Consider the following 16,852-nt stretch of genomic DNA (forward strand, 5'->3'; position numbering starts at 1 on the left):
TTGTCATTCTAAAATAGTTAACGTTGTTAATCTTGTTAATCTTGTTAACTGACTGACTTTATTATTACGGGTCTGAAGAAGATTCACAAGCATCGCACGTATGCTTTGTATTACAAAACGTAGTCGTGATGCCTAAGTGAACGTTTTAGATGGCTATTATTGAGTACGCTAGCGAATAATTACTCGTCTTGTTTGTTTGTATTTGAGGTATGATTTTGCAGTAGGTATTTTGCGTAGAAGGTAAGTTTCCAAAGCTCTTGTGATACCCGCGTGCCATAAGTCATTAGTTGTATCCAGTTTGCACCGACTAGCTTACGTTGCAAATTATTGATATCAGCTTGAGAGATTTGGCAGCGTGAGACAGCATGAACGTTTGGCATCTCTTTTTTGATGTCTACTTCCGCTTTAGCGGTAATCAAACGATTAATAGCATTTTGCAAGCCATAGCTCGAAAAAGTAGACGGTATTCTCATGAGTGTCATGAGTATCTCGTGCCACGAGAGGGTTAGCGATCGGGTTACGTCCGTTAGATTGCCACCCTCATAAGCCTGAGCACTATATTGAATCTCAAAAAACTCTGTTAACTCAATTGGCTCACTAACCTTATCCGATATAAAGTCTTCGTCATCAGGACTGTTGTTCTCTACCTCGGTAGTACTAGGTAATATATCGACTGGCTTCTCATACATGACCTTTTTACTAGTCGTATTCTCTTCGTCATTCGCTCTGACCCAGCCACCTATCATTTTATTATTGGCGACTGCATTATAATGAGCCTGTACTAGCAATGGCTCAATATCTTCTTCCGTATCATAGTAATGTAGCTGGTTATCTTGCTTGGTGACTAACTTAATAAACTCTTGAAGTTGTCGACTGATAACAGCGTCTGGAGAGTGGTTTTTGACCAACACAATTAGCGGCTTAAGCTTCGCTTTGGCATTTAGATAACTCAAATGCATCTGGCTGACGCCGTTTTTTTGCACAGTCCCGTAGCTGTCGCCAACGATCATGACTGCGTAATCACAAGAGTCAATACACTGGCGCCCATAAAAAGAGGCTTTAGATAATTTACTAGAAACATCATAGGTCAGAAATGCGCGCGCCTGAAAAAATATCGCTAAGCTGTCTAGAACCAACAACTGGTCATTGTCAGCGCATATAATATGAATATGATAGCGACGATTCGGCACAATTACCTCTAAGCGTAGGTCGTGACATAAAAAGGATAGGGTGTGAAATAGAACACAAAAATCTTGTCTTACTCAGCCTAGCATACTCTTAGCTTGAAAAGATGCACTCAATTTATTTTAACTGAGTCAGCGTTGCATACAGCGTATTGATATCACTAGCTTTGATAATAACTAGTGAGAGTAGTATTGCAATGCCATTTCTGTACCGAGTAAGCGCTCAACTAAAGCGCATAGTCTATCACTATATTTAGTGGCGTGAAAAGTTAATGGCAGTCTAGTAATGGTATTTTTCTTACTGGTTTTTTGTGACAGATTCTCTCGTTTTTCACTCATCAATGATGCAGACAAGTTGTTTGCAATCAATAGCTGTCTAACCCGTTCAGCAATCGCTTGACCAGAATCAATAACTTGTATTGACAGCTGCTGCTGTGCAATCTCATCCAATAAAAATGTCTTAAAAAACGGATAATGCGTACATCCTAACACTAACTGATCAACACCTTCATTAGCAAATACTCGTATCTGTTGACGTAATCTTTCGGCTGTCTCGTCTTGTTCTGACATACCTGCTTCTACCCAAGGCACCAGTTGCGGATCAAAATACTTAGTGACTACTGTGTTATTAGGTTGAGCAAAATTGATAATAACATCATTTAATAAGGTGCCATTCAACGTCGCTTTGGTTGCCAGCACCGCTACATGACCACTCTTACTCGCCAATACCGCAGGCTTTAATGCAGGGACAAGACCCACAATAGGTATATGTGGATAACAGCGTCGGGCAGTATCTAGCGCATATGCTGAGGCGCTGTTACACGCAATAACTATTAGTTTACAGCCTTGCTTATGTAACCACTCTACGGCTTTTAGTGTTAGTGCTTCAATATCTTCGCTGTCGCGATTGCCATAAGGCACATTTAGTGTATCGGCATAATATACATAACGCTCAGTAGGCAGCTGCTGTGCTAAATGCAAATAAACAGACAAACCGCCAACACCAGAATCAAACACGCCAATGGGCGCGCTACGGTTTTTATCGCTTACAACTGTATTACCAGCATGTTTATTGACATCTACTAGATCAATAGCTTTGGGACTTTGGTCAACAGATATATCGACACACGGTCTGAGTTTTTCGACTGTCTGATTTTTGATATCCATCTTTATGCTAATGCCATTATCATATTATTCATCAATTTCATTACCCTATTAAATGCGCTATATATGTTGCATATATGACGTTACTCTACTTCAGCTCTTCATCGACTACCTTTATACGATAGGAATTTTTCAGACCAATAGAATCAGGCGACATTATAAAATTATAGCACTCATCGGCATACAGCAATTAATAGATAAACATAATACCTAATCAGTAGGCATCGATAATGAGTAAGATTGGCCACCACTCTGTAATGTTAATATTGTATTACCATTGTCTTCTGATAATACTCCAATTTCAGTCAGGTGATAAAAAGTATTGCGGCCGATAAGTGCGGTTAAGCCATTTCTGACCATCATGTATGGGCGTACCTGTTCTGTAGATGCTAATTCCTGAGAATCTGCAACATCGTCAGCGGTACTCAATTGATTCGCTTTATCACTGTTATTAAAGTCGCTTTCACTAAAGTCGCTGTCATTAGAATTGATCTTATTAGAATTATATGCCTTTAATACAATCGAATGCTCATCGTCTAAGCGAACCACATCTCCTGTCGTCGTTGTAAACTCCAACCAACTCATATCATCTTCATGGACAATACCAACATCATTGATAAGCAGTGGTGCATCTTCTACTTGGATACGGATTTTCTGTACAGGGGTCTTTAAAAAGTACTCAGTAATGCCATTATTTTCTTCTTTCCATAGTATCGTGGCAAACAAGCTGACCAGTGACTCACGGGTCATTTGCCCGCCTTCATGCCACCACTCTCCGTTTGCCTTGATAGTCAAATCCATATCAGCAATATCTTCAGGATGCCATTTTTCAAGTGGTGGTATCGCACGCCCTTCGCGAGTGCCTTTCGTAGACTTAATATACTGGCTTAGTGCATCTAAATTATCTAAGCTGCCTGGGCTAGAAGTCTTACTGGTCGGTGCTTCCGCTATTCTCTTATGGCTGTCTTCAGTGCTATTATTATCGTTATTCATTATTAATCCCTTTATTTAGTATTCAAAGTTTGGCTTATCTATTATTACTATAAATTTTAGTTTCAGGTATGATGAAACTTTATCGTTATAACAACCTCATTTTCTTAACATTACCTTAGCATCGATACTCATAAATGCGTATCGTGTTTGTAGGACTTTTCTTTTATAATGAGTAACGATTTTTTATTGAAATGGTCAAGTGGGTGTTGTATTGATGACACATCTTACGTTATGCGTTGATATCCTTAGATAAATCAGTATTAACCATAACGGGTCAATTGATGCCGCAAAGACAGTTTTATCGGGCAGCCATATGTCTGAGTGACGTTAGCGCCGCAAGTCTATTATTCAGTTGTTAAGCTAATGATGCCCTGAGATAAGCCACTAAAAGTTTAGGAGTAGGTATGCAAGAGCAAGACAATCAAACGCCAGTTATCGATGGTAATACTGTGAATGCTGACGCACCAGTAGCGACAGAGACCGCAACGCTAGATAAAGCAGAACCAGTCGTAGCGCCAGTTGCCGCGGAACCTGAAGTCGAACGCGAATCAATGGAGTTCGATGTCATCATCGTTGGTGGTGGACCTGCAGGTCTGTCTGCTGCCATCCGTTTGCGCCAGCTCGCTATTGAAGCTGGTAATGATGAGTTTATGGTTTGTGTGGTCGAAAAAGGCTCTGAGTTTGGTGCCCATACGTTGTCTGGTGCAGTCATTGAGCCACGCGCTCTAAATGAGCTAATCCCTGACTGGAAAGAAAAAGGCGCACCGCTTAACGTGCCAGCGACAGAAGATCGTTTCTATTATTTGAACTCTGCTACACGCTCAACTAAAGTGCCTGACTCTTTGATTCCAGGTCCGATGCACAACGATGGCAACTATATTGTCTCGCTAGGTAACGTTGTTCGTTGGTTGGCCGTACAGGCAGAAGAGCTTGAAGTTATGATGTTCCCAGGCTTCCCTGCCGATGACATCTTATACAACGACGACGGTTCGGTCAGAGGTGTATTAACTGGTGATATGGGTGTGGCCGCCAATGGTGAAGCCAAGCCAAGCTTTGAGCCTGGTTATGAGCTTCTTGCCAAATACACTATTTTTGCTGAGGGTAGCCGTGGGCATTTAGGCAAACGCTTAATCAGCCGTTTTGATCTAGATAAAGATTCTGATCCTCAGCATTACGGTATCGGTCTGAAAGAGCTATGGGAAGTTGAGCCTGAAAAGCATGAGCAAGGTGTTGTCATGCATGGTCTTGGCTGGCCATTGACTGAAACTGGCTCTACTGGCGGCTGGTGGTTATACTTTGATGAAAACAACCAAGTAAGCTTTGGTCTTGTGGCTGATTTGTCTTACCACAACCCTTACATGTCTCCATTCGATGAAATGCAGCGCCTAAAGACGCACCCTGTTATCAAAAACGTTCTAGAAGGCGGTAAACGCATTTCGTACGGCGCACGTGCGTTGACCAAAGGTGGTCTAAACTCATTACCGAAGTTCACCTTCCCAGGTGGTGTGTTGGTAGGTGATGATGCTGGTTTCTTAAACCCAGCAAAAATCAAAGGTACGCATACCTCGATGAAGTCAGGCATGCTCGCAGCCGAAGCTATCTTTGAGGCGCTACAAGCTGAACGTCAGCATGATGAAGTGGTTGCTTATAGTACAATGTACAAAGAGTCATGGTTGTATCAAGATAACTATGAGTCGCGCAACTTTTCACCTGCGATTCACCGTATGGGTCTGTTCATGGGCGGCGCTTTCACCTTTATCGAGCACAACTTGCTAAAAGGTAAAATGCCATTCACTTTGCATGACAACATCCCAGATTACGATCAGTTGGAGCGTGCTAATCATGCTTATCAACCAACTTATCTTAAGCCTGATGGTAAGCTAGTATTTGATAAATTGTCATCAGTATTTATCTCTAACACCAACCATGCAGAAGATCAGCCAACGCATCTAAAACTTACTGATCCAACGGTACCTATTTCAATCAACTTACCGTTGTATGCTGAGCCTGCACGTTTATACTGCCCAGCGGGTGTATACGAAGTGGTTAAAGATGCTGAGGGTGCTAAGTTTGTTATCAATGCGCAGAACTGTGTACATTGTAAGACCTGTGATATCAAAGATCCTTCACAGAACATCACTTGGGTAACACCAGAAGGTGGCGGTGGTCCAAACTATCCAAACATGTAAATCAGGATAATTCTGATTTGAGCTGGTACAGTTAATATCATTAAAACTGTACTCCAATAAAAACCGCCCTTCTCTGCATAAGATTCGGGCGGTTTTTTAATGCTTAGAACAAGCTAGTTTTACCAATCAATTCTGCTTAATCTGTCCAAGCATCACGGTTGGCTTCATCTCTAAGTTTTACAAAGTTATCAGGATCAAACTTAATCTGATCGCCTGTTTTACCCTCTTTTACCTGACGCTCATAGTCACGTAGTATTCTTAGCGCTACAGGAGACAACAGCAAGATTGCCACTAAGTTGACCAAGGCCATCAGACCCATAGACAAGTCAGCGAAGTTCCATATAGCAGGTAGGCTAGCAACAGACCCAATAAATACCATACCTAACACTAGGAAGCGGAAAACCATAATCATCACTTTGGCGTTTTTGGCACCAGAGATAAATTCAAGATTTGACTCACCGTAGCTATAGTTGGCGATGATAGACGTAAATGAGAAGAAGAAAATCGCAATCGCCACGAACACCACACCTAGGTCACCCACATACTGTGATAAGGCTAGCTGGGTTAACTGAATACCTTCTTGCTCGACATTAGGGTCGACCACGCCAGACAAGATAATGATCGACGCCGTCGCGGTACAAATGATAAGGGTATCCATAAATACACCTAGCATCTGCATAAAACCTTGTACTGCTGGGTGATCAGGATGACTCTTTGCCGTTGCTGCAGCATTCGGTGCTGAACCCATACCTGCTTCGTTAGAGAACAAGCCGCGTTTGATACCATTAATCATCGCCTGTGCAATACCATAACCGATGACACCGCCTGCTGCCTGCTCAAAGCCAAATGCTGATTTTACAATCAACGCGATCGCTGCTGGGAATTGACTGAAGTTAGTCACGATAATGAATAGCGCTAGCAAGATGTACAAGATAGCCATCACTGGTACGATTTTACCCGCGATACGAGCTACTGAACGCAAACCACCGAATACCACTGGCGCTACCAGTACTACCAATACCAAACCTGTCATCCACGTTGGCACACCAAAGGCTTCATTGGTCGCTTGAGCGATGGTGTTGGACTGTACGCCATTGAATGCCAAACCAAAGGCCACTAACAAACATAATGAGAAAAACACGGCTAGCCAGCGCTTGCCTAGACCTTTTTCGATGTAATAAGCAGGGCCACCGCGGTACACATTATCGTTGTGCGGTACTTTATATGCCTGTGCTAAGGTTGACTCGATAAAGCTAGTCGACATACCGACCAGTGCCGTCATCCACATCCAGAATACAGCACCTGGTCCACCTAGATAGATTGCAATTGCCACACCTGCCAAGTTACCAGTACCAACACGCGCGGCCAACGACGTCATCAATGCTTCAAATGAGCTGATACCACCATCTTTGCGTCCTTGGTTGGACACGCGTAGCAACTTCCACATATGACCAAAATGACGGAACTGAATAAAACGTGTCACGACGGTGAAGTAAAGACCTGCACCAATTAGTAAGAACATCAGTAGTCCATACCAAGGGTTACTAGCAATTAGCCAGTCATTGTTACCCCAGATAATACCGACACCATAATTTACGATGTTATTAAACCAACCTACTATCCCTTCGTTCATATGGGCTCCTTATTCATTCTTTATACGCGTTACTTAAATTTTATATCGATATCATATTTTGATTGCCATGGACTATATAAGCCTCTGTGCAAAATACCTGATACCAAAAAGACACGTGCATGATATAGATATTGAGCAACATGCGACCATCACGTTTACTTATCGACTTTATATAGTTATTTTTAAAATAAATAATGCTTATGTTTCATCTTATATAGAATAGATTAAGTGATAATTTAATCGTATAAATTACTCGGTTGCCGTACCATTTCCGTAACGTCGGGTTTTTCAATGAAGGTTAAGCAAACTAATTTTTAGTAATTTACTTATTATTTATGCGCAGTAGTTTGCAATTATCTTTATTAAACCGTGCTAATATAAATTCTATATCCGTTTAGACTGTTTTATGGTTATCGAAGCTATTAATCAGTACAAGAAGCACAACAGGTTAGCGTGTTAAAAAGATTAAAACTCTTGTCAGGAAGACGAGATTGTTAAAAAGACACTGGATAGTCCACCCTTCTGTCTTCCTCAAGAAACGTTATTTTTGCCATTCGATGGTTTAGGTCAATACGATGCTTAAATAGTTAACTACTTTTATTTGAAGTAGAGAATTACCGAGCATTAAACGTACTATCACGCATCATCGTTTTCACTATATAAAGCAGTACCTGACTATTTTTTATACTTTTCGTGGTAAGAAATAATCGCAGTTCTTTTTATATGGTTGATATTTTTTAGGTAAGACAAAAGGAGTTGTCCTATGGAAAACCACAACGATCCATCTGGATATTGGCGCGCCAATATTCGTCTCATTCTCGGCAGCTTGGTTGTTTGGGCGCTATGCTCATATGGCTTTGGTATCTTGTTTCGTCCATTGTTAGCTGGTATCAAAATCGGTGGTACTGATCTGGGCTTTTGGTTTGCTCAGCAAGGATCCATTGGTATATTTATCATCCTAATTTTCTTTTACGCTTGGCGTATGAATAAGTTAGACAAACAATATGGCGTAGACGAGGAATAGCCCCATGAGTCAATTTGTAATTAATCTTATTTTTGTGGGTCTATCCTTCGCTCTCTATTTCGGTATCGCGATTTGGGCTCGTGCTGGTTCAACCAGTGAATTTTATGTTGCTGGTGGTGGTGTCCATCCGGTCGTTAACGGTATGGCAACAGCTGCTGACTGGATGAGTGCGGCGTCATTTATCTCAATGGCAGGTCTTATTGCTGCTAGTGGTTATGGCGCTTCTACCTATTTGATGGGTTGGACTGGCGGTTACGTTCTGCTAGCGATGCTTTTAGCGCCTTATTTACGTAAGTTCGGTAAGTTCACGGTTCCTGATTTTATCGGCGATCGTTTTTACTCAAAAACGGCTGCTATGATTGCTGTGGTCTGTTTGATTACCGCATCGACCACTTACGTTATCGGTCAGATGACCGGTGCTGGTGTTGCATTCTCGCGCTTCTTAGAAGTTGAGAGTAGTACTGGTCTTATCATTGCGGCTATTGTTGTCTTCTTCTATGCCGTACTTGGTGGTATGAAAGGGATTACCTATACGCAGGTTGCACAGTATGTGGTTCTGATGATTGCCTATACTATTCCTGCTGTCTTTATTTCACTTGAGTTGACCGGTAACCCGATTCCAGGCCTTGGTTTGTTTTCAAACCATGTCGAGTCAGGTGTCCCTATTTTGACTAAGCTTAACCAAGTTGTGACTGACTTAGGATTTGCCTCTTATACGGCCGATGTTCCTAACAAGCTAAACATGGTGCTATTTACCTTGACGCTAATGATCGGTACAGCAGGTCTACCACACGTTATCATTCGTTTTTTCACTGTACCTAAAGTGGCTGATGCACGTTGGACAGCAGGTTGGACACTGGTATTTATCTCGCTACTATACTTTACTGCTCCAGCAGTAGGTGCTATGGCTCGTCTAAACCTAATTGACACCGTTTACCCACAAGGGGTTGCAGAAGCGCCTCTAGAATATGATCAACGTCCAGACTGGATGATGACATGGGAAGAAACAGGTCTTATCAAGTATAACGATCTAAACAATGATGGTCGTATTCAGTTGTACAGTGATAGTGGGTTAGGTGCTGCTCAGATCGCCCTCAATACTGCTCAAACTGACGGTGGCGATGTTGCTGCAGCAACTGCAGCGGTAGAAACCGCTCGTATTGCACATGATGCAGAGCTTGATGGTCGTTTTGCTAACGCTGGATGGGCAGGTAACGAGCTTGATGTTAACGCTGATATCTTAGTTCTAGCGAATCCAGAAATTGCACAGCTTCCACCATGGGTTATTGGTCTGATTGCTGCAGGTGGTTTGGCAGCAGCACTATCAACCGCTGCAGGCCTACTGCTCGCAATTTCATCAGCCATCAGTCATGACTTGATCAAACGTAACTTAAACCCAAATATCACTGATAAACAAGAGCTAAAATATGCTCGTATCACTATGGGTGTGGCGATTGTAGTAGCAACTTACTTAGGTATGAATCCGCCAGGGTTTGCCGCACAGGTCGTAGCACTGGCCTTCGGTATTGCTGCCTCTTCATTGTTCCCTGTGTTAATGATGGGTATTTTCTCTAAACGCATCAACAATCTTGGCGCTATTGCAGGTATGTTGACTGGTTTAATAGTCGTTCTTGTCTATATCTTTATGTTCAAAGGTTGGTTCTTCATCAGTGGTACAGCGAACTTCCCTGATACTGAAGAGTACTGGTTATTTGGTATCTCACCACTATCATTTGGTGCAGTTGGTGCATTGCTTAACTTCATCGTAGCATTCGCTGTATCTTATGCTACTGCGCCACCACCAGCACATATTCAAGAGCTGGTTGAGAGCGTACGTTCTCCACGTGGCGCTGGCGGTGCGGTCGACCACTAAGCTCACAACTGAGGATATATCTTCTGTTACTATATATCACTCACAGGCAGTAGCTGCTTGTGGGTGATTTTTTTATCCTATAGCTATAATAACTAAATTTTAGATTTTTACTTTATCTAAGAGGTTCAATTAGACACATCTAACGCATTAAGGAAAATTTTATGCTTTTTGAGTTTATCGCTACCATCGCTGCCGCATTTGGTATGGCTGGACTAGCACTTATCATAACTCACCTCAGCAAACTGGCAGGCAAACGTGCACCTAAATGGCTGATTCCCTTATTTGCTGCTATTGGGATGTTTGCATTCCAGATAAACCAGGAATACAGCTGGTATGGTCAACAAGTGCGAGATCTGCCAGAAGGCGTAGAAGTTGTCAAAACAGCAGAAAGCACGGAATGGTTTCGCCCATGGTCTTATGTTAAACCACAAGTCTTGCGCTTTATTGCGGCAGATACGGGCAATGCTAGCATGCATGCTGACAATCCAGATATGCATTTAGTTAATTTGTATTTGTTTGAAAGACGCAGAAGCGTGCAGAAGATTTTACAGGTAATAGATTGTACTACACCTGCCCGAGCAGACTACGTGATACCAGAAAAAGGTAACACACTGACGGTGAATGAACATGTTAAACAGACCACTGCGTGGCGAGAGCTGACTACAGACGATCCTTTATTTATCAAAATCTGTACTGATGAAATCGTCTGATCCTATAACGCTTAGTACGGTTATGATTATGCTGGTTCATTAAATACTGACATCCAGTTGCTTTTAATAGCGTTGAGAAGCGGCTGAATAAGTATGCTTTGAATTAGCTCCTAGCAATAGCCCAGCGCACAAGCCACCAAAATGTGCCGCAAATGAGATACCTTGTTGCGGCATCAATCCTTGCTTAATGGTCAGCCAATAACCAGTCCCCATAACAATACAAGCAATCAGATAACCCCAACGCCGCGCAAATATAGCTCCGCCTATCATATAACCTAACATTGCAAAACAAAGCCCTGATGCGCCGATATGGATAGAAGATGGCGACCCGATAACCCAAGTGACCAGTCCTGAGGCGACCACCAGTTTAATTACCGTGCGATAAGCATTCTTCTCAAACAGTCCAAACAAAAACAAAATCTGTAATAGCGTCACCGTATTGCCAGTCAAATGCGACAAATTGCCATGCATGGTCCATGAAGCAAATACCCCTATCATACTACCCACATCTAAAGCACGCGGTACAATACCAAAGATATTCCACAGTCCAAATAAGGCCACTTCATTTAGAAAAAACATACCCCACATCGGTATAAGTACAAAAGCATATAGTCCGATGACCTGCTTTATTCGTACGACAATTAAGTGAAGCAACTGCTGCCAATTCATATACCATCCTATCCTTATTATCTAAATTTTTTATGCCTATTTAATGATTTACAGCAAATAGTGGGCGTACAGCAGGTTTGAACGATAATAGTGATGCATCTTCATCCGCAGTGAGATAGTTATCACCATGCAATAATGACGTCGAATGATAAGGAACCAAGGCCGTAGGAATAAAGCGACGTGCCGCATCGATATGCTTGATTGAATCATCAAAGAAGATATGCGGCGCAAATGTTCTGAGTACCGCTGTTTTCTCTAGTCCTCCCAAAAAAAACGCCATATCAACATTCACGCCCCACTCTCGCAATGTCTTAATAGCACGCAAGTCAGCTGGTGCATTACGCGCGGTCACAAGCGCAATTTTTATTGGCGAGTATTTTAGATCAGCAGGTAGGCGCTCTTGCAGATTTGATAATTTAATCAATAATTCAGCGTAAGGACCTTTTTCAATCGGTAAATCACGCATTTGTACTTCACGATCATGAAAGGCTCGTAGCCCTTTTTGTTTGTATAGCAGTTCACCTGAATCATCAAAAAGCACCGCGTCCCCGTCAAAGGCAATGCGCAGCTGCTCAGTATCCAGCTCATAAGTATTCACAGGCGTAGCGTCTAGTATGGCACAGGCACAGATATTGGCATCCGCAACTTGCTGAGCATCATCACGATTGGTAGTCAAAAACAGATCAACGTTAAAGTCTTTGATATAAGGCGCAACAGGGCTACCTGAAATAAAAGCAGAACGGGAGATATTAATGTCATGTTCTAGAATTGCATTAAGTACCTGAATACCAGTGTCTGGACTACTTTTTGACACGATAACAACTTCGACCAATGGTGTTTCAATGTCTGAATCTCGTCCATCGTTATTATCACAATATTTATTTAGGTTTAGTAACGCTTTAATCAGCGGATAACCTGCACCAATATTCAAAGGATCATTTTCACGTTCGGTCATGTACTCCCTAAACTCTTTTATAGCACTTGCAGGTCGTTGCTCTAGCAATTGTAGCAAATAGTTTTCTGACTCCGTCAAATCAAAAAGTGCCGTCGCAGAAATTGCGACGATGAGCGTATTACTAAAATCGACAGCCATGACTATCTCTACTTATAAAGTTATATAGGAAAATGAATGGAAACCAGTTTACTACATTCATAAGCCTTTATAACACTAAGAAAAGTTATCATCATGCAGCGTCACAGACTGTAAGTTTGTAAGATGTCCTTCTCTTAACTCTTAGTCAAAGAATCAGCCAATAAAAAAGCCACACTGCTGTATTAGCAATATGGCTTCATACAATAACGTTACACATGAAGGTTTAGGTTAAACCTACCCCAACAGCACAAGCGAGATGGCAGGGAACATCACCAAAATAACCAAACGAATCACATCAGAGACAATGAATGGTGCCACCCCGCGGAACATATCACTCAGCTTAATATGCGGTGCCATTGCCTTAATCACAAAGATATTCATCCCCATTGGCGGCGTAATCAAACCAAGCTCTACCGTCAATACCGCAATGATGCCAAACCAGACTGGGTCAAACCCTAACGCTAGAATGATGGGATATACCACGGGAATGGTGATTACCAGCATCGCGAGCGCATCCATGAATAATCCCAACAGGAAATACATGAATAAGATACAGATCAGCACAACCATCGGACTGACAGCTAACCCACCAATCCATGACGCCAACGAATAAGACAAACGCGATACCGAGATAAAGTACCCTAGTGCCTCAGCGCCTAAGAGCATAAAGAACACCACTGCAGAGAGCGCTAGTGTCTCAATTAATGACTGCTTTAAACCATCTAAACGCATGCCTTTAGCAAAGGCATAAGCCCAAGAGACAAACGCCCCTACTGCGGCGCCTTCTGTTGGGGTAAATAACCCAAAGAAGATACCAGCGATAATCACAATAAAGATAAAACTAAATGGGATCAGACCCGTCAGTGACAGTAGCTTGGCTTTCCAAGACGTTTTCTCACCACGTTTTGCTAAATGCGGTTTCCAGCGTACCATCACCATGACGGTAAGTGAGTACATCACCATACCGAGCATACCAGGTAGGAACCCAGCGATGAACATGTCACCTACTGACTGCTGGGTTAAGATGGCATAGACCAGTAGAGCAATACTGGGCGGAATCATAATACCAAGCGTACCACCAGCGGCTAAGATACCGCAGGCAAAGCCTGGCTGATAGCCGTACTTCTCCATTTGCGGTAACGCCACTTTGGTCATGGTAGAGGCAGTGGCGAGTGATGAACCTGAGATAGAGGCAAAGATACCGGATGAACCAATACCTGCAATACCAAGACTCCCCCTTACCCCGCCAAATATGGTTCGGGTGGCTTCAAAGAGTTTACCTGCCATGCCTGAGTGAGTCGCAAACACGCCCATAAGAATAAATAAGGGAATGGCACTAAAGTCATACTTTGCTAAGACATCGACTGGGATGTCTTTGAGCATTTGCAGAGCACCACTAGGCGCGGTGACCGCACCAAAACCGACTAAGCCTACCCCTAACATGGCAAGTGCAACAGGTACGCGTAAGACGACAAGCAGGATCATGACCACTAGGCCAATCGCACCGATAATTTCTGGACTCATGCGCCTGTCTCCTCGGCGTCAAAGAATTCGCCTGTCTTAAAGATGTTGATGGATTCGATCAATGAGCGAATGGCGATTAGGATGCTTAAGAATGCACTAACCATATAGATAGGCATCATGGATATTCGAAGGTCTTGGGTGACTTTGCCATACTCTAAGGCGTCAATGGCGCTCTCGTAGAGCCCCCATGAGAAGACGATGCCGATAATAAAGAAGCCCATCATAAAGATACCCATAAGGTAGCCTTTGATAGACTGTGGCATTTTCTGGGTGAAGACGTCGACGATGATTTGTGAGCGTTCGACAAACGCGGCAAAGGCAGCGAGTAATGCAAATAGCATAAAGTAGGAGACGATCTCTACACTGCCTTTGACGGTAAAGCCAAACTCACCGCCGGTGAGTTTGAATATGTAGCGTGCGACGACGTCGAGCATGGTGGTTAGGACAATGATGATGAGACTCACCCCACCGATAAACTGGCATAATCTAGAGATTAAAACGCTGAGCTTGACTAAAAATGCCATGTGACACCTCCAATTAGGTTAGACCTTACAGGCAGCACTGGCAGCTTTTGCTTTTTCATAGACACTATCAGCATCCAAACCCAAAGCATTAACATCCTTTAGATATTTTTGTGTTCCTCTTTCAAGTGGCCCTTTCCAGTCTGGATCATTTAATGGATCAGGAATTTCGATAATTTCATCACCTTTATCTTTAGCAGCTTGAATTGCCATTTGGTCATGTTTATCAAACACTTCACCGACCTTATTAGCTAATGCCATCCCTGAGTTTTTATCCAAAACTTGTTTTAGATCATCAGGTAAGTTGTCATATTTGTCCTTATTCATCGTGACCATAAGCGCTGAGCTATAGAAAGGAATATTGGTATGATACTTGGTAATCTCATCAATTTTAAATGCTGTTACTGCTTCCCAAGGGAAACTCAAACCATCAACAACGCCGCGCTGTAACGAGGTATACATATCATTAGCAGGTAAACCTACTGGCGAAGCACCAGCGCTTTCAATAATATCGCCAGCAACAGCTGAAGGACGGCGAATACGCATACCTTTCATGTCTTCAGGTGTTCGAATTAGCTTATCAGTTGTATGAAGCGCCCCAGGTCCAGCCCCGTACATAAATAATAAATGTGAGTCTTCGTATTCACCTGCTAAAGTACCGTCATCATATAAGGTCTGTAGCATACAGCCCATTTGGGTTGCTGAATTTGATAAACCTGGAAGTTCAGTAATCTGAGTCAAAGGAAAGCGACCGTTGGTATAACCATGCGCTTGTGAACCGATATCGATCGTACCTTTAGCAGCAGATTCGTAAGTAACGTCTGCTTTAGCAAGGCCCGCCGATGGATACAGCTCAACCTTTAGGCGGCCGTCAGAATCTGTTTCTATCTGTTTAGCCCAAGGCTCAAAGACTTCTTTACTGATAGATGAGGTTGCTGGCCAAAAATGCGAAAACCGTAGCACGGTAGTTTCTTGAGAAGTCGCTGATGAGCCATCAGTCGTATCAGCAGATTGGTTAGAACAGCCAAGAAGACTAATAGCGGCTAAAGCACCAATTGAAAAAAGAGGAGCTAACTTCATTATCAATTCCTTTTGATAATTATGAGAATAGGAGTAAGGTATTACGAGCAGACAATTTGATTCATCCTGGATTAAATTGGCTACAAGATTTAGATATATTTTTTACATACCTGTAATAAAAGAACAGTTTAAAATTAGCAGCTATAATGATAGAAGTCAAATCATTTTGAGCATATTATAAAGGATATATTCATATTATAAATATAATCTTAATACTTGAATTGTCTATATAGATAATAGTAAAAAGTAAGCAGAATAAAATAATTCCTCATAAAAAAGCTCTCAGCCTGCTACGCAGTTGAGAGCTTTTTTTGTAAATATCATATGAATATATAGAAACTGATATAAGCATTTAGATAAATAATAATAGCGATGAAGCGCTACTTTTCCATTTGCCACTTATCATCTACCCACACAGCATCGTTATCATCTAGATGTACATGCCATTCTGCATCAGTTACCGCAAGACGAATCTCAGTCAAACATTGTAGCCAATGCTCTAAGGTATACATAAGATCTTTTACATCCATACTAGCAGGTAGCTTTGTAGCTCCTGCTAATATGACCTCTGACTCACTATCATCATATGCATAGAGATCGAAAGTCTCTGCATCATCTGCATGCTTGAAGTTTTCATTATATTCATCGACTATTGACGCAACTTTCTCTTGCTCCTGTTGAGTCAAGAGAGTAGAACGTTCAGCAGTATAGTAGAGTGAAACTCCCATAATGTGCTCCAAAATAAATGAGAGATTGTAGATTCTAGAAGTGAATAAATAATATCATATCAAGCTGATTCGTAGGAAGGTTTGCGTTTTGACCGAAACATCTAGCACTAAACTTTCTTGCACTAAGCTTTATTACCAAACCGCGCACAAAGAAAAGCCCCTTGATACGTCAGTATCAAGGAGCTTTTCAAGGATAGAGAGCTGACGAACGAGAAGAGCACCGTTAAGGCAAAGCAAGAGCTATCTACCGGCATAGCCTTCCGTCTTGCGCTACGGACGACTGTCTCCCAGACAGTCGTTACTCCTTGCTCACCTTTAAATAGGATTTTCTGCGTAGATCATTAGGAATAAAAGATAGACACAAAGAAAATCCCCCGACAAGCTAATGTTGGGGGATATTTCAGAATAGAGAGCTGACGATGACCTACTCTCACATGGGCGAACCACACTACCATTGGCGCTACGAT

The 16,852-nt window shown here is 42.3% G+C and carries 14 protein-coding genes; 4 read left to right on the forward strand and 10 right to left on the reverse strand.

Translation table 11 applies throughout. The features are described 5' to 3' along the window. Nucleotides 1-179: 179 nt before the first annotated feature. From I3254_RS01705 to I3254_RS01715, 3 genes are all read right to left on the reverse strand, one after another. Nucleotides 180-1,190: a DUF4062 domain-containing protein gene (locus I3254_RS01705; protein ID WP_238050705.1), complete on the reverse strand. Its 1,011-nt coding sequence runs from the start codon at nucleotides 1,188-1,190 to the stop codon at nucleotides 180-182. Nucleotides 1,191-1,361: 171 nt separating this feature from the next. Next, the gene (murI, locus tag I3254_RS01710; RefSeq protein ID WP_238050707.1) at nucleotides 1,362-2,351 is read right to left on the reverse strand and encodes a glutamate racemase; all 990 of its coding nucleotides are present in this window, start codon (nucleotides 2,349-2,351) and stop codon (nucleotides 1,362-1,364) included. Between the two features lie 207 nt (nucleotides 2,352-2,558). Continuing rightward, nucleotides 2,559-3,341 (reverse strand): DUF1285 domain-containing protein, encoded by a 783-nt coding sequence (locus I3254_RS01715; RefSeq protein ID WP_238050708.1) that lies wholly within the window; start codon nucleotides 3,339-3,341, stop codon nucleotides 2,559-2,561. Nucleotides 3,342-3,892: 551 nt separating this feature from the next. Between I3254_RS01715 and I3254_RS01720 the strand changes: the two genes are divergently transcribed. Then, nucleotides 3,893-5,530 carry an electron transfer flavoprotein-ubiquinone oxidoreductase gene (locus tag I3254_RS01720; RefSeq protein WP_102093511.1) on the forward strand — a complete coding sequence of 546 codons (1,638 nt, stop codon included), beginning with the start codon at nucleotides 3,893-3,895 and terminating at the stop codon, nucleotides 5,528-5,530. Nucleotides 5,531-5,666: 136 nt separating this feature from the next. Here I3254_RS01720 and I3254_RS01725 read toward each other — a convergent pair whose 3' ends face one another. Continuing rightward, on the reverse strand, nucleotides 5,667-7,163 hold the full coding sequence (locus tag I3254_RS01725) for an alanine/glycine:cation symporter family protein (RefSeq protein ID WP_102093499.1): 1,497 nt from the start codon (nucleotides 7,161-7,163) through the stop codon (nucleotides 5,667-5,669). Between the two features lie 763 nt (nucleotides 7,164-7,926). Between I3254_RS01725 and I3254_RS01730 the strand changes: the two genes are divergently transcribed. The 3 genes from I3254_RS01730 (at nucleotide 7,927) to I3254_RS01740 (ending at nucleotide 10,770) form a co-directional block, all read left to right on the forward strand. Continuing rightward, on the forward strand, nucleotides 7,927-8,187 hold the full coding sequence (locus tag I3254_RS01730; protein ID WP_101205298.1) for a DUF4212 domain-containing protein: 261 nt from the start codon (nucleotides 7,927-7,929) through the stop codon (nucleotides 8,185-8,187). A gap of 4 nt (nucleotides 8,188-8,191) precedes the next feature. Next, nucleotides 8,192-10,060, forward strand: coding sequence for a sodium:solute symporter family protein (locus I3254_RS01735; RefSeq protein ID WP_101205297.1), 1,869 nt, complete (start codon nucleotides 8,192-8,194; stop codon nucleotides 10,058-10,060). Between the two features lie 161 nt (nucleotides 10,061-10,221). Further along, on the forward strand, nucleotides 10,222-10,770 hold the full coding sequence (locus I3254_RS01740) for a hypothetical protein (RefSeq protein ID WP_238050710.1): 549 nt from the start codon (nucleotides 10,222-10,224) through the stop codon (nucleotides 10,768-10,770). A 63-nt stretch (nucleotides 10,771-10,833) separates the two neighbouring features. On the opposite strand, the gene I3254_RS01745 is transcribed toward I3254_RS01740, so the two are convergent. The 6 genes from I3254_RS01745 to I3254_RS01770 all read right to left on the reverse strand — a co-directional run bounded on the left by I3254_RS01745 (nucleotide 10,834) and on the right by I3254_RS01770 (nucleotide 16,385). Continuing rightward, on the reverse strand, nucleotides 10,834-11,439 hold the full coding sequence (locus I3254_RS01745) for a rhomboid family intramembrane serine protease (RefSeq protein WP_179799513.1): 606 nt from the start codon (nucleotides 11,437-11,439) through the stop codon (nucleotides 10,834-10,836). 40 nt (nucleotides 11,440-11,479) lie between these two features. Beyond that, nucleotides 11,480-12,532 carry a 5'-nucleotidase gene (locus I3254_RS01750; protein ID WP_238050712.1) on the reverse strand — a complete coding sequence of 351 codons (1,053 nt, stop codon included), beginning with the start codon at nucleotides 12,530-12,532 and terminating at the stop codon, nucleotides 11,480-11,482. Nucleotides 12,533-12,766: 234 nt separating this feature from the next. Further along, complete coding sequence (locus I3254_RS01755) at nucleotides 12,767-14,056, reverse strand: TRAP transporter large permease (RefSeq protein ID WP_238050714.1); 1,290 nt, start codon at nucleotides 14,054-14,056, stop codon at nucleotides 12,767-12,769. Then, nucleotides 14,053-14,580 (reverse strand): TRAP transporter small permease subunit, encoded by a 528-nt coding sequence (locus tag I3254_RS01760; protein WP_238050715.1) that lies wholly within the window; start codon nucleotides 14,578-14,580, stop codon nucleotides 14,053-14,055. The genes I3254_RS01755 and I3254_RS01760 overlap by 4 nt, the downstream gene beginning before the upstream one ends. Nucleotides 14,581-14,598: 18 nt before the next feature. Then, nucleotides 14,599-15,657: a TRAP transporter substrate-binding protein gene (locus I3254_RS01765; protein WP_102093490.1), complete on the reverse strand. Its 1,059-nt coding sequence runs from the start codon at nucleotides 15,655-15,657 to the stop codon at nucleotides 14,599-14,601. Nucleotides 15,658-16,037: 380 nt separating this feature from the next. Then, nucleotides 16,038-16,385, reverse strand: coding sequence for a hypothetical protein (locus tag I3254_RS01770; RefSeq protein ID WP_238050721.1), 348 nt, complete (start codon nucleotides 16,383-16,385; stop codon nucleotides 16,038-16,040). Between the last annotated feature and the right edge of the window lie 467 nt (nucleotides 16,386-16,852).

It is taken from the genome of Psychrobacter sp. Ps2 (assembly GCF_022129405.1).
GTDB lineage: Bacteria > Pseudomonadota > Gammaproteobacteria > Pseudomonadales > Moraxellaceae > Psychrobacter.

Excerpts from the sequence above, each read along its gene's own strand:
- murI (WP_238050707.1), bottom strand. The coding sequence starts at position 2,351 with ATGGATATCAAAAATCAGACAGTCGAAAAACTCAGACCGTGTGTCGAT.
- I3254_RS01715 (WP_238050708.1), bottom strand. The coding sequence starts at position 3,341 with ATGAATAACGATAATAATAGCACTGAAGACAGCCATAAGAGAATAGCG.
- I3254_RS01720 (WP_102093511.1), top strand. The coding sequence starts at position 3,893 with ATGGAGTTCGATGTCATCATCGTTGGTGGTGGACCTGCAGGTCTGTCT.
- I3254_RS01725 (WP_102093499.1), bottom strand. The coding sequence starts at position 7,163 with ATGAACGAAGGGATAGTAGGTTGGTTTAATAACATCGTAAATTATGGT.
- I3254_RS01730 (WP_101205298.1), top strand. The coding sequence starts at position 7,927 with ATGGAAAACCACAACGATCCATCTGGATATTGGCGCGCCAATATTCGT.
- I3254_RS01735 (WP_101205297.1), top strand. The coding sequence starts at position 8,192 with ATGAGTCAATTTGTAATTAATCTTATTTTTGTGGGTCTATCCTTCGCT.
- I3254_RS01740 (WP_238050710.1), top strand. The coding sequence starts at position 10,222 with ATGCTTTTTGAGTTTATCGCTACCATCGCTGCCGCATTTGGTATGGCT.
- I3254_RS01745 (WP_179799513.1), bottom strand. The coding sequence starts at position 11,439 with ATGAATTGGCAGCAGTTGCTTCACTTAATTGTCGTACGAATAAAGCAG.
- I3254_RS01750 (WP_238050712.1), bottom strand. The coding sequence starts at position 12,532 with ATGGCTGTCGATTTTAGTAATACGCTCATCGTCGCAATTTCTGCGACG.
- I3254_RS01755 (WP_238050714.1), bottom strand. The coding sequence starts at position 14,056 with ATGAGTCCAGAAATTATCGGTGCGATTGGCCTAGTGGTCATGATCCTG.
- I3254_RS01760 (WP_238050715.1), bottom strand. The coding sequence starts at position 14,580 with ATGGCATTTTTAGTCAAGCTCAGCGTTTTAATCTCTAGATTATGCCAG.
- I3254_RS01765 (WP_102093490.1), bottom strand. The coding sequence starts at position 15,657 with ATGAAGTTAGCTCCTCTTTTTTCAATTGGTGCTTTAGCCGCTATTAGT.
- I3254_RS01770 (WP_238050721.1), bottom strand. The coding sequence starts at position 16,385 with ATGGGAGTTTCACTCTACTATACTGCTGAACGTTCTACTCTCTTGACT.